The following is a 12,710-nucleotide window of genomic DNA, read 5'->3' as shown; positions in this document are numbered from 1 at the left end:
TGCAAGTGTTTGGCGGCGCCATGTGAGGCCGATTCCGATATTGGACCGCCGTTCGTGTTTCTCTTCGTATAAGGGGCATCATCGCACCGGTTGCGTATCCAGAACGCGCTGTTTTGCCGCGCACAGATGCTCATCGAGCGTGATGTGCAGCGTGCCCCGCAGCTCCGGCGGGATCGAGCCATCTGTATCGATCAGTTCTCGAAACTTTCGAATAATGTGTTCTATCTTCGCGATCGATCCGAGAACTTCCAGCGTTTGCCATGACATCGTCGATTGTCTCCTTTGACGCACTGCGTGTCTTTCACTAAGTTGTAATGGCTGCCATCGGCGCCAGCAGCGAACGTGTTGCGGTGCGTACATCAGCTTGCCGCATCAAGCTCTCACCGACCAGGAAGGTCGAAATCCCAACACGCGAAAGCCTCGTAAGATCGCCGGGCCCGAGTATGCCGCTTTCCGAGACGATCAGACGATCTTTCGGGATGAGCGGTGCCAGGGTCTCGCTCGTTGAGAGCGTGGTTTCGAACGTGCGCAAATTGCGATTATTGATGCCGATCATCGGTGAGCGAAGGGTGAGAGCACGGTCGAGTTCCGCGACGTCGTGGATCTCGACCAGCACGTCCATGCCGTGCGTTAGGGCAGCGGCTTCGATATCGCGCGCGGCAGCGGCCTCCAGCGCTGCCATGATGATCAGGATGCAGTCGGCGCCATGGGCGCGTGCCTCGGCCACCTGATAGGTATCGAACATGAAGTCCTTCCGCAGCACCGGAAGAGTTGTCTGGCTACGCGCCGCCACCATGAAATCGAGATGTCCCTGGAACGATGGCGTATCGGTCAGGACAGAGAGGCAGGCTGCGCCACCCGCCTCATAGGCTTGCGCGAGCGCAGGGGCGTCGAAGTCGCCACGAATGCAACCCTTGGAAGGCGAGGCCTTCTTGATCTCGGCTATGAGAGCATGCTCGCCGGAAGCCTGCTTATTGCGGATCGCGTCGACAAAGCCGCGGGGAGCTTGCGCTCGCTTCGCGAGTGCCTCGACGTCCGGCAGCGGTAACGCCCGTTTGGCAGCTGCAATTTCCTCGCGCTTATAGGACTCGATCCTGGTCAGAATATCGGACATCGGTCAGCTCGGCGGTTAAGCGTTGGAGACCGCTATCAGACGTTTCAATCGTGCGGCGGCAGCGCCGCTGTCAAGCGAGCGCTGGCCGAGCGCAACACCCTCCTCCAAAGTCGCAGCCCGGCCGGCTACGATCAATGCCGCGGCGGCATTTAGAAGCGCGACGTCGCGATAGGAGCCTGGTTTGCCGTCGAGCACGCCTTTGAGCGCTACCGCGTTGGCGTCGGCGTCGCTGCCTTTCAGTGAATCGACGTCACAGCGGGCCAGACCAGCGTCTTCGGGCGCTACTTCGAAGGTGCGGATCGCACCCGCATCAAGCGCGGCAACAAATGTGGAGCCAGTGAGAGTGATCTCATCGAGCCCGTCTGAGCCGTGAACCACCCACACCGACGTAGCGCCGAGGGTCTGCAACACCTGCGCCAAAGGCTGCACCCACTGGCGCGAGAATACTCCGACGATCTGCCGCTTGACCCCAGCAGGATTGGATAGAGGTCCGATCAGATTAAAGATCGTGCGGGTCCCAAGTGCGGTCCGAATTTGTCTAACGCGCTGCATGGCCGGATGATGGGTCGGCGCAAACATGAAACCTATGCCGGCCTCGTGCATACAACGACCAACGGCTTTCGGCTTGAGGTCAATCTTCACGCCAAGGCGCGCCAAAACGTCCGCGGCGCCTGATCGCGAGGACACCGCGCGGTTGCCGTGCTTGGCCACCGGAACGCCGGCGCCGGCGACGATAAAGGAGGCGCATGTCGACACGTTGAGCGAGCTAGAAGCATCGCCACCCGTGCCCACGATGTCGACGGGATCGCCCGGTACGCTCACCGACAGCATTTTGCTTCGTATCGCTGACGCTGCCCCGGTGACTTCTTCCACCGTCTCGCCGCGCACCCGCATTGCCAGCAACAGTCCGCCGATCTGCGAGGGCGTCGCCTGGCCTGACATGATGATGTCGAAGGCGATCGCTGTCTCCTCGCGGGTCAGGGTGGCACCGCTGGCGACTTTGCCAATGATCGATTTGAGGACGTCCATCGTGCTCCAGAGCGTGCCTAGTTGTCCCAATTAGCCGTATGCGCATGCAGCCCCATCGACCGGCTAGCCCGCCTCATCTCCTGGTCCGAGACGGAAGTGGCGAGTTACCCGTCGCCCGAACATAGACCCAGCTGACGCGCCTTCGACGGATGCGTGGTGTTAGCTTGATCCCGGGAGCGCTGTGGAAGCTACAACCTGACGTCACGTCAGATTCAAGCCCTTCCATTCCAATCTGGCGGTGGGCCAGTGCAAAGCGCAAGGGTGGTCGCGAACGTTGCAATCTGATCCGTGGGATGGACTGGTGCCGTTCGAGTAAGTCATCATCCGACCGAGGTTGCCAAATGAAAATTGTGGTGCGCGGGCCGAAACGCAGAGGTGGATCATCAAGGCGGTGCCCGGCTTTCCGGTCTGACCGACGCCGGCTCTGCTGTGCCGGCGCGCTGCGAACGACCTCGCGACATTGCAGACAAATTGCAGGCACGTTCGACAAGCCGCGTAGGGATAGCTTGGCGACCCGTTTATCGCTGCATTCCGCCTGACGCATCGCCTCGCTGTTTCCGGCTCGTGGAGCTCTCGTCAGCTCAAAGGCTGATCGAGAGCGATCCGCAACAAGACGAAATCCGGAAATTCATAGATGAGCGGTTTCGCGCTGAGGTTGGGCCGGCACTTGGCGCTACGGATCCGCCACGCTCAACTGCGGCGCAGGCGACCGGACCGCATCACTGATGATCGCGCCCTATCATGGACCGTGGCGCCCTCGCGAACCCAAGGTCGCATCCAGCTGCACCGCGTACCCAGATCCGCCGCTACATTCGGAATACGCCGTAATGCGGTGCTTCAATTGGAGCACTTAACGAAGCACTCAGGGCAACCGCGAGCGCGCTTCTGGTATCGATCGGATCAAGAATGCCGTCGTCCCAGATTTCAGAGGTTGCATAGTAGGCGCTGGAACGCTCCCGATACTCTTCGAGAATCGGTTCGCGAATGGTTTCCAGCTCCTGCTCCGACAGACGACCGCCCTCGCGGGCCAATTGCCTTGCCTTGACATGAGTGAGCACGCCGGCCGCTTGCTCGGCGCCCATCGCAGAGATCTGAGCTTGCGGCCAAGTGAACACAAAACGGGGATCGAAAGCGCGTCCCGCCATCGCGTAAGTACCTGCGCCGTGTGAGCCATTGCAAATGACGGTCAATTTTGGCACCGACGCGCCGGACATCGCCATGATGAGCTTGGCGCCATCCTTGGTAATACCGCGCCGTTCGTACTCGCGGCCGACCATGAAGCCCGTGACATTCTGCAGAAAAAGCAGGGGCGTGCGGTTGCGGTCGCACAGCTGGATGAAATGAGCACCCTTCAATGCGCTTTCGTTGAACAAAACGCCGTTGTTTGCGATTACGCCAATTTGATAGCCATGAAGCCGCGCGAAGCCGCAAACCAGCGATGTACCAAAGCGCGGCTGGTATTCGTGGAATCGGCTGCCATCAACCAGTCGGGCGACGATCTCCCGCATGTCGAACTGGACACGGGGATCCTTCGGGATGATGCCATACAGTTCGCACGGATCGTAGAGGGGCGGCTCCGGGGCAGCTCGATCAATCGACGCCTTGGCGGGACGCTTAAGGTGAGCCACGATGTCGCGGGCAATTGCAATCGCATGCATCTCGGAGCTTGCGAGGTAGTCGCTCGTGCCCGACACGCCGGTATGCATATGGGCTCCGCCAAGCTCCTCAACCGATACATTTTCGCCGGTGGCGGCCTTCACGACCGGCGGGCCGCCAAGAAAAATCGCTCCCGTTCCTTCAACGATAATGTTGTAGTCGCTGAGCGCGGGGACATAGGCGCCTCCCGCCGTGCAGTGGCCCATCGCAATGGCGACCTGCGGTACTCCCATCTTGGACAGGATCGATTGATTGCGCAGAATTCGACCAGCGTGGTAACGATCTGCAAAGAACTCGGCCTGCAACGGCAGGAATCCGCCGGCGCAGTCGCATAGATGGACCACCGGCAAGCGATTTTCGATGGCTATGTCCAACGCTCGCACGATCTTCTTGACGGAGAGCGGATACCATGCCCCGCCCTTGACGCTGGCATCATCGGCGTGAACAATCACCTCGCGACCTGCTACGATGCCGATGCCGACCACCTGGGCTGCACCGGGTACCTCGCCCTCGTAAGCCTTGTTGGCGGCTAACGTCGAAAATTCAAGGAACGGCGTGTGTGGATCGAGCAACGCTTCGACCCGATCTCGAACAAAGAGCTTATTCTGGCGACGCAAGCGCTCGAGCTCTCGCTCCGGCCTCTGGAAGCGGGCAGCACGCTGCCGCTCCTTCAATTCGTCCGCAAGGCGTCTGTTGTGGAGCTCGTTGTTGCGGAATTCGTGCGAGTTGACCTTCAGAACAGAAGTGATCCGCTGCATGTCAGCGTCCTTCCTTGGTCAGCGTGACCAGCACTGCGTCCCGCTCGAAGCTGTCCCCTTCCTCGAAGTGAATTCGATCGACGACACCGTCCTGCGGGCAGCGTATGATGGTTTCCAACTTCATGCTCTCGATCATCATCAGCGCCATGCCCGCGGAGACCGATTGGCCCGGTGATACCGTGGTCGTTACAACCACGCCCGGCATCGGCGCGCGGGCCACAAGGGAATTGTCCTGTCCAGCTACGGAAGCGAGCGTTCGCAGTGGGTCGCGGTAGCGCAAGGTACGCGTCCTGCCGCGAATGAGAACGTGAATGACATCACCGTCGACGACGAAGCGGACTGGCTCGGCTTCGCCGGCAATGGTCAGCAGACCGCAACTGTCGTTGTGATAGACGAACTTGACCGGAGCAATCACCTGGTCAGTTAGGTGAAGACGGTACCCTTGCCGGCAGGGTGAAAGCCACAGCTTGTGGTCGACGCCATCAACCTCGAAAGTGTGATACACGTCAATTTCTCCAACTGCCGATTGCTGCGTGAAGATCAGGGATAGCATCGGCCGAATCACGGACGGTTCGCGTCAAAAGGGCTGCCGATGCCAGGAAGGCGGACAAGCCGTCAGAAGTATTGCCCACTGCGATGTGCGGGTTCTGTTCAAGGTATCCGGTATGGAATTGTCCGCCGAGAAATGCTTCGTCGGCGAGAATGCGGGCGAGAAAGCCGGCATTCGTCTCGCAGCCGAGAAGCACCAGTTCCTGAACCGCCCGATGGGCCTTTGTCACGGCATCCATGCGCGTCGGAGCATGAGATATAATCTTGGCAAGCATCGGATCGAATGCCGTCGTGATGTGCTGACCTTGCAGGATACCGCTGTCGATGCGCACGCCGTGCGGGTACTCCAGAAGCAGTACCTTGCCGGTCGTCGGAACGTATCCGCGCTCGGGAGCTTCTGCATACAGCCTGACTTCGATCGCGTGTCCGTCCGAGACTATGGCCGATTGCGAGAAGTCGAGTTCTCGGCCCGCGGCCGCATAGATCTGTTGGGCAACAAGATCTATGCCGGTGGCCATCTCCGTCACAGGGTGCTCAACTTGCAGGCGGGTGTTCATCTCCAGAAAATAAAACTCACCTCGGCCGAAAATGAACTCGACGGTCCCTGCGTTCTGGTAGTTCGCGGCGCGGGCGATGCCGACCGCGGTTTCGCAGATCCGCTCCCGCAATTCTGGTGACAGCGCTGGAGAGGGCGATTCTTCGATGATTTTTTGGAAGCGACGCTGGACAGAACATTCGCGCTCGAACAAATGCACCACGTTTCCGAAGGCGTCGCCAAGCACCTGAACCTCGATGTGCCGTGGGTCTTCGACATATCGCTCGACGTAGAGCCGGCCATCGCCGAAGTATCGCCGGCCCTCGCTCCGCGACAGGTCAATAGCGTCTTCCAGGGTATCGAGATCGCGCACGATCCGCATGCCCTTGCCGCCACCGCCTGCCGACGGTTTGACCAGCAGGGGCGCGCCGATAGCCCGCGCTTTGGAAACAAACGTCGCCGGATCATCCTCCTCAATCGCAGAGGGGGCGACCGGAAATCCGTTCCGCTGCACGAAGTTGCGGGCCCGGATCTTATCGCCCATGAGTTCTATGGTCTCGGGAGTGGGTCCGATGAACGCCATTCCGGCCTGTATCACCGCCCTGGCGAACTGCGCATTTTCGGAGAGAAAGCCGTAACCCGGATGTAGCGCGCCGGCGTTCGCCTTGCGGGCCGCGGCGATGATCTGCGCGATATCCAGGTAGGCCGCGATCGGCGTGCGAGCGCTGACCTCAATCGCTGCGTCGGCCATGGCGATGGCGGGAGTTTGCGCATCGATCTCGTGATAGACGATTGCGGACCGAAGTCCCAGCTTGCGTAATGTCTTGATAATTCGGACGGCGATCTCGCCCCTGTTGGCGATCAGAACCGTATCGAAGGGGAGTGTGTGCATTCGCCGTTCCGAATCAATGCGTGAAATCAGACAGTCCATTGGTTGCGAGAGCGGGTCGTTCGTCCCGAACGCCCGTGCCGGCGAGCAGTCTCCGTCAGGCGTGGCTCTGGAGGAGCTCCCCGAACCGAAGGCGCCCGGAGATACGGGCTGCCCTGTCGCACTTCATCGGGAGTCAGCTTTTCCTTTGGTCGTGTCTCGCGTTGACATCACGTAGCGGCATTGGTGGCTCAGGCTCGCCTGCTTGGCCCTGAGACACGCAGTGATGGCGGCCCGATCCGGTATCTGGCTGCTGCACAGGCGGAAGACGTCCTCCATGCAGGCCTCTTTCTCATCCGCGGTCGGTGTCTGATCTCGCGCACTCACGCATCCGAAACCTAGAAAGGTTGCTGTAAGACCAGCAACAATCCCAATCGCACAGCGATTGGCCTTGGGGCGCGAAGACCTATGCGTTCGTCGTTGTTGATTCACGATATCCTCTTTGGATGGTGGTGCCTGCGGTAGCGGTTTTCCTGCGCGAGGCGCACTGTGACCTGACTACCGATAACAGGCCGAAGTCATTGAAGGTCTCGACCGTCGCGATCTTTCTGCGGGCTTACCGCGGTGGTGGCTCGGTTGTTGGTCGCTGCTCGGCCACGGCCGCGATTGAAGCGGAATCAGATCCGCTGGAGTTGCAGCAAGGCTCGCTGCGCAATTGATAGGGCGACCTTCCGATGTGTGCTCTTGGTTGTACCATGGCTTTGATGTGTAGCTTTTGTCGTCACACGCCGGTCGCTACCGGAAATCGTCGGCGATCCGATGAGATCATCGACCGGAACGCAAAGTGAGACTTGCGGTCCCGATGGGAGACGGTCGCGACGGCGGAGAAGCGAAGGCGATTAGCGCTGGTTGCCCGCGAGGCGCCACAGGGATGGCTCGCGATTAAGCGGAGCGCCCTGAAGCAGGAGTGAACGCTCGATCGAGGGCCAATGCAGTCGGCAGTTCATGATTGACGTCGTCCAACGTCGCTCAGCATGCTTGAGAATGGTGATTGAGCTTTCAGGTGTGAGACATTCGCAATTCTCATTGGCTGTCATGAATCGTCTAGATTGTCCGGGGTGGCTCCCAATTGTCCTTGATCGTACAATCTGACGCTACGTGCGATTCAAGCCCATTCGCGATGGTCGTGCGAATATATTCGCACTTACATATGTTCGAGATGAACCTCGCACAAAGCGAGGGCGGAAGGTCACAAGCGGAATTGCGCGGCTCGCTCTCGCTCGACTGGATGGCTGAGCGATGGTGCGCGATACGCACGATAGTGCTGGCATGGCGGCTCGGCGTAAGCGATAGAGGATCTCGTGGCTTGTAGGCGTGCGATCCGGCTCATTTGCGCATGGCCGCTCACAGGTCTGTTGCTGATCGCCGGACGTGAACAACGATCCGAACGAATGCGCGTCGAATCAGCCACTCTCGTTTTGCGAGCAACCGCGCACCGCCTTGCTGGTGAGCACACGGATCGACCGTCACAACGCTGCAAGAGCGTGCAAAGCTCGGACGTCATTTCGACAATTCGTGTTGCGAGGGAAGGCGCTTACGTAATCGTACGGAGCCCACATGTCGCATTACTTTGATCCGAAGACTGCATCTTGGTCGACATGAATCCGAAGAGTAAACTCTACGATCCCGACCATTGGCGAGGCCGTGCGCGAGCAACGCGAACCAAGGCCGAATCGTTGGCGAATGGCAGGCCCCGAGACAAACTCCTCAGGGTTGCCGAAGAATACGAGAAGCTGGCCCGGCGTGCCCAAGAATGGCAAGCGCGCAGAAACGACGACGAGCCAGATCCTGGTCAGGAGTTCTGATGCTTCGCTGCGTCTGGGCTAAGTGAGAGTTGGGCGGGCCGACGCTCGGTCGGAGCCCTTTGGGAAGGCCAGCCGGCCTTGTTCGATATCGGGTTTACGCACATGCGAGCGTGGCTGGTCGAATTCGCAAGGCCGAGAAGGGGAGCGATCTCGATCTATTCCAGTGACAAGCGAGGGGTTGAGCCCGAACCAAGTGCTTGGACGCTTCCTTGCAAACGAGAAGGTCGACTTGATGGTGCGGTCAAGCGATCTGCGAATGGCTCGGCACGGCATTTGCAAAAGCAAATATGGGCATCGCGATGGCCGTGCGCCGGGAAGCGCCACGATGGTCCACTGCCTCGCCGATGCCCTGAGCGGCTCGACGCACATTGATCTCCTGCAATGTGCGCCGGGTCGGCTCATCTTGCCCGAGCCAGCTCATCACGCGCTCCCAAGCATCCCATCTGGGGGCGCATGTTCCCGACAGGTCGTGAGGCGCGTGTTCGGTCGACAGCCCGACGCGCGTCGATCCGTGGCTCCGACGACAGGCTTGCATGTGCGCTGGCTTACGACGTTCGGTGGCTTGTTCCGGTCAAAAGAACACGGCGAAAGCCCAGGCGATGGCCCAGCAGATCAAAATCCAGAGCAGCGCGTTGAGGAGGAGCGCCGCAAGCGGCCAGAAGTTCCAGACGGTCCGCGCTTGTGAAGCGCTGAGGTCCGATGCGCGGTTGTCGTGTTTGATCACGGAATGTCTTGATACGCGCCAGTGTGTCATCCGTACGCTTTCTTACCCTGCCGTCGTCACGAGCCATGGCTTGGCTTATGGTCGAATAAGGTCACTCAAGGCCATACCTCGTTCCGATGCCTGGGATCAGGGTCGTGAGGACGAGGTCATGCGGTGGGCCTTGGTTCCTGCATCTTCATCTGAGCAATCGCCATGCCACGAGTGAAACGTACCGAGCGTCGCTATAAATGAGAAACGAGCGTGTTCGCCGCGGGGCGGCGGAATGATTTAGCTGCGCAATCGTCGCATTCGCTACGACGACGTCTTAAACACAACGCGATGCGTGAGAACTGGGTGACTCCTCCCGAACAGTCCGCGGCTCTTTCGCTTGAAATGCGCATGCGCATCATGGTCTCCAGCGATGATCTCCTTTTCATAGCGGCTGCGCGACAGACAGTTCGATTGTCGGATCCGTGCGCATGGAATTAACTTTGTTCCGCGAGGGAATCATCCAGGAGCTCACGAGCAGCAGCGGCGTCGGGCGGTTCTGGGTCGGTGAACGAACAACCCATGCGCCCCGGCAAGGGCGCCGAATGAGGATCGCGGTCTGGCGCTGCGTTCTGGCCAGAGCTGAACGGGGCGCATCACGCGGGACGATATCGGTTGGCACGACTTGACTTCCAACGAGCTCGCGATGGGCGCGCTAAGGAGAGAATCGGTGTCTGCACGATGGTGAGGGGCAGCGCGAAAGCGGATACCGTTGGCGTGGGCGCAGGTGGAATGCCCAAGCGCGTCGTAGACCTGCGAAGCGGCTGGCCTGACGTTGTCGGAGGCTCCGACGGCTCGCGCTGCGCCCCGCGTTCAGGCTTTGGATTGGTTCCATGTCGTCCGAATGCCAGCATCTTGTCGCAATCCTCCCGGGATTGGCTCCCGGCTTGCGCGCGAGGTTTGCGAATGCGCCCCAGCACGGCGGAATTGGACGGGCGTGGCTCATCAGTGAGCCAGAGCGCGCCAGCCGCAGCCGAAGTTGAAATGGTCCGGATGTACCTGCGCTACCGGACGTCGTTGTGGCCGGCTCAAGATGCTCGCAGCAAGAGATGCTCGGCCCGCAGTGGGCGATCGCTGGGAAGCCAAGCCCACGCCAAAAAGTGACCCAGGCGATCACGCACGCGCCAGCGTCTTGCGATCAGCTGACCAGTCCAGGTTTGGACAGCCCTTTTATCAATCGCAGGCCTTAGCTACGCGGCTCGTCTGCATGCGAAGCAATTTGGCTGACGGATCGGTCAATGCGACGACCACGGCTGAGGGTGTGCATACGCGTCAGCCTGCCGAACATGCGCGGCTCGCGTTGCGAGTATCTTTCGTCCAGAATGCTAGCTGGCTTTCCCTGAAATCGATTCCAACTGTATTCAGAACACCCTTGCACGAAATATGGGAGCGGTCGGCTGCTCCGGTGCTGGCCCGAATCCTGCACCATCGTCTGCGCGTCAGAGAAGACGGCTGCGGCAATGGAACGGGAGTCGCGTTTGAGCCTCGATCTGCCAATGGACGATGCGGTTGCCGGTCAAATGCCGACTTCGCAGGCCGCCCATGCGCATGCTGGAGTGAACACCGAAGAGCCTTGCGCTCATCAAAGCATCCCGCAGCGCTGGCCTCACTGCCGGAAAGCCACTTTCGAAACTCCGTTGGCACATCGTGATCGGCATATCGCGTCGCTTCGACGGCGCGCGATGTCGGTCGAATGGCGGAGCCAATCATCGGCCAGCACCAGTGGTCGCCGAGGTCATGGAGCGACCCGCGGCCGCCGCGTTACGGGCACCGATCGACAATGCCCGGATTTGGCTCCAGGCGCGGGGCGGTATCCAGCTGACGTCCTGGACGGCCTTAGCCCAAAGCTGAAAGACGCTATTCCGTCCCTGGTTGCCGACGCTGATTCTGCTCCGGGAAAAAAGCTTTCAGGTACTGAAGGCGACCTCGGAATCGGTCGTCGACAAGACTGCAGCCCACGGCTGGGGTGCCCGCCTATGGCCCGCTCACGCCAAGGCCGCTCATGCCAAGGCTGACGGTTGTTGCTCTTCTGAGGCGGGTCGTCACAATATGCTCGATGAACTGGATTTGCGAATCTTCACGCTGCATCCGCAACGCGAGGCCGCCCTCGGTGAAGTGCATGCCCGGCCTTTCATGCGCCTCGTTTCACCATTCACCGTGGTCCACTTTGCTCTCCTAGCGCAGGGCGAGGTGGCCGCTAGCGATCGTCGCCGCTTTCTTGAGTTCTGCCGGCAGAATAACCTTCCCGTGCCCGAGCTATCGGCGAAACATCATGAGATAGGGATCGGACCTATTGTGCTGCGTTGGGAGCAGCATTCGGAATTTGCGACATTCACCTTGATCTGGAGTACCGCGAACAGTCCGACCGCTCACCAATTCGACCCAGCCGGAGGTACGGTCCAGTCGCTGATGCGCGCGCTGCGGCAGGATGGACAGCTGCTGGTCGCGATCAAGTTGGAGGCGGAGCGCGACGCGTTTCCGACTAAACGTGCGGAACAGATGTTTGACAAGAATAGCCTGGCTATGGTCCGTATAAGGGGCGGTGCAGCCGTGGTGGCCTCGGACTTTCGTGTCGACGACAAGGGCTTCACCAAAATCCGCATTTGCGATCTCGGACTGACGCCGCACGACCTCGGCGCGCTGGTGCAACGGCTCCTGGAAATCGAGACCTATCGTCCGCTGGCACTGCTTGGCCTGTCGGCCGCCCTTGAGCTGTCGCCGACAGTCGATCGCATCGATAAACGTCTTGTTGAAGTGCTCGAAGAAATGCAAGGCGCGGAGGGATTGAAGCTCAACAGCCATCTGCTTGCGGAATTGACGGCTCTGGCCTCATCTTTCGAGCGAAGCGCAACCGGCAGCCTGTTTCGATTCGGCGCCAGCAGGGCCTATAACGAGCTGGTCCAATCGCGCCTGTCCATCATCGAAGGCAACGAGGTTACGGGTTATCCGACCTGGTCGTCGTTTCTGGCGCGCCGCATGGCGCCTGCGATGCGAACCTGCGCAACAGTGGAGGATCGTCAGGCGACATTATCGATCAAGCTGGCCCGTGCTGCCGATTTGTTGCGCACCCGTGTCGATGTTGAAATCGAACGACAAAATCGTGACCTGTTGCGCGCCATCAATGATCGCACTAAGCAACAATTGCGGTTGCAATGCACGGTAGAGGGATTATCGGTTGCGGCGATCGGATACTATGTCGTCAGCCTGTTTAGCTACCTTGCCAAGGGCGCGCACGATGTCGGACTTCGTGTCGAGCCGTCGTACTTGACCGCGGTCTTCGTGCCGATCGCCGTCGGCGTGATCTGGCTGGTGAGTTACAATATCCGAAAGCGTCACCTCAAGCATGAGGACGTGCCTTCCGGCGCCGGCGACTAAACGTCCTTGTGTCGGATGTAGCAATTGCAAGCAGGCGGCGAATAGCGATCACTTCCGTTGTCGGAGCCCTGGCGCCTGGAGTTGCGCGACAGCCGCAGGCCTCAACCCATGCCTCGTTGCCGATCGGCGAGTTCTGTTGCGCTCTCAGGTCAGCGGCCATCAGGCGTCACGTGGCCAGAATCGCTGTTCACTTTGTTCGGCGAGCCCAAC

At 60.0% G+C, this 12,710-nt stretch carries 10 protein-coding genes; 2 read left to right on the top strand and 8 right to left on the bottom strand.

Annotated elements, in window-relative coordinates; all coding sequences use genetic code 11:
- Nucleotides 1-78: 78 nt before the first annotated feature.
- The 6 genes from MTX19_RS29605 to MTX19_RS29580 form a co-directional block, all read right to left on the bottom strand.
- The gene (locus MTX19_RS29605; RefSeq protein WP_280973071.1) at nucleotides 79-267 is read right to left on the bottom strand and encodes a hypothetical protein; all 189 of its coding nucleotides are present in this window, start codon (nucleotides 265-267) and stop codon (nucleotides 79-81) included.
- A gap of 37 nt (nucleotides 268-304) precedes the next feature.
- Nucleotides 305-1,114 carry an indole-3-glycerol phosphate synthase TrpC gene (gene trpC, locus MTX19_RS29600; protein WP_280980494.1) on the bottom strand — a complete coding sequence of 270 codons (810 nt, stop codon included), beginning with the start codon at nucleotides 1,112-1,114 and terminating at the stop codon, nucleotides 305-307.
- A 15-nt stretch (nucleotides 1,115-1,129) separates the two neighbouring features.
- A complete protein-coding gene (gene trpD / locus MTX19_RS29595) occupies nucleotides 1,130-2,143 on the bottom strand; it encodes an anthranilate phosphoribosyltransferase (RefSeq protein WP_280980493.1) in 1,014 nt (337 codons plus the stop codon).
- Nucleotides 2,144-2,949: 806 nt separating this feature from the next.
- Nucleotides 2,950-4,557, bottom strand: a complete 1,608-nt coding sequence (locus MTX19_RS29590; RefSeq protein WP_280980492.1) for a carboxyl transferase domain-containing protein — start codon at nucleotides 4,555-4,557, stop codon at nucleotides 2,950-2,952.
- 1 nt (nucleotide 4,558) lies between these two features.
- On the bottom strand, nucleotides 4,559-5,110 hold the full coding sequence (locus MTX19_RS29585) for a biotin/lipoyl-containing protein (protein ID WP_280985595.1): 552 nt from the start codon (nucleotides 5,108-5,110) through the stop codon (nucleotides 4,559-4,561).
- Complete coding sequence (locus tag MTX19_RS29580; protein WP_280980491.1) at nucleotides 5,064-6,533, bottom strand: biotin carboxylase N-terminal domain-containing protein; 1,470 nt, start codon at nucleotides 6,531-6,533, stop codon at nucleotides 5,064-5,066. Before MTX19_RS29580 ends, MTX19_RS29585 begins: the two co-directional genes overlap by 47 nt.
- A 482-nt stretch (nucleotides 6,534-7,015) precedes the next feature.
- Here MTX19_RS29580 and MTX19_RS29575 point away from each other — a divergent pair, with 482 nt between their 5' ends.
- Nucleotides 7,016-7,228 (top strand): hypothetical protein, encoded by a 213-nt coding sequence (locus MTX19_RS29575; RefSeq protein WP_280980490.1) that lies wholly within the window; start codon nucleotides 7,016-7,018, stop codon nucleotides 7,226-7,228.
- Nucleotides 7,229-8,615: 1,387 nt separating this feature from the next.
- Here the strand turns inward: MTX19_RS29575 and MTX19_RS29570 are convergent.
- Both MTX19_RS29570 and MTX19_RS29565 read right to left on the bottom strand, forming a co-directional pair.
- Entirely contained in the window at nucleotides 8,616-8,795 is a 180-nt protein-coding gene (locus MTX19_RS29570) for a hypothetical protein (RefSeq protein ID WP_280980489.1), read from the bottom strand.
- A gap of 150 nt (nucleotides 8,796-8,945) precedes the next feature.
- Entirely contained in the window at nucleotides 8,946-9,098 is a 153-nt protein-coding gene (locus MTX19_RS29565; RefSeq protein ID WP_280973063.1) for a hypothetical protein, read from the bottom strand.
- A 2,076-nt stretch (nucleotides 9,099-11,174) separates the two neighbouring features.
- Between MTX19_RS29565 and MTX19_RS29560 the strand changes: the two genes are divergently transcribed.
- A complete protein-coding gene (locus tag MTX19_RS29560; RefSeq protein WP_280984911.1) occupies nucleotides 11,175-12,500 on the top strand; it encodes a DUF3422 domain-containing protein in 1,326 nt (441 codons plus the stop codon).
- The last annotated feature ends 210 nt before the right edge of the window (nucleotides 12,501-12,710 follow it).

It is taken from the genome of Bradyrhizobium sp. ISRA464 (assembly GCF_029910095.1).
Taxonomy (GTDB): Bacteria; Pseudomonadota; Alphaproteobacteria; order Rhizobiales; family Xanthobacteraceae; genus Bradyrhizobium.
Note: the sequence above shows the minus strand (reverse complement) of the source record. Positions and strands in the feature narration are given on the sequence as shown.

Excerpts from the sequence above, each read along its gene's own strand:
- MTX19_RS29605 (WP_280973071.1), bottom strand. The coding sequence starts at position 267 with ATGTCATGGCAAACGCTGGAAGTTCTCGGATCGATCGCGAAGATAGAA.
- trpC (WP_280980494.1), bottom strand. The coding sequence starts at position 1,114 with ATGTCCGATATTCTGACCAGGATCGAGTCCTATAAGCGCGAGGAAATT.
- trpD (WP_280980493.1), bottom strand. The coding sequence starts at position 2,143 with ATGGACGTCCTCAAATCGATCATTGGCAAAGTCGCCAGCGGTGCCACC.
- MTX19_RS29590 (WP_280980492.1), bottom strand. The coding sequence starts at position 4,557 with ATGCAGCGGATCACTTCTGTTCTGAAGGTCAACTCGCACGAATTCCGC.
- MTX19_RS29585 (WP_280985595.1), bottom strand. The coding sequence starts at position 5,110 with ATGCTATCCCTGATCTTCACGCAGCAATCGGCAGTTGGAGAAATTGAC.
- MTX19_RS29580 (WP_280980491.1), bottom strand. The coding sequence starts at position 6,533 with ATGCACACACTCCCCTTCGATACGGTTCTGATCGCCAACAGGGGCGAG.
- MTX19_RS29575 (WP_280980490.1), top strand. The coding sequence starts at position 7,016 with ATGGTGGTGCCTGCGGTAGCGGTTTTCCTGCGCGAGGCGCACTGTGAC.
- MTX19_RS29570 (WP_280980489.1), bottom strand. The coding sequence starts at position 8,795 with ATGAGCTGGCTCGGGCAAGATGAGCCGACCCGGCGCACATTGCAGGAG.
- MTX19_RS29560 (WP_280984911.1), top strand. The coding sequence starts at position 11,175 with ATGCTCGATGAACTGGATTTGCGAATCTTCACGCTGCATCCGCAACGC.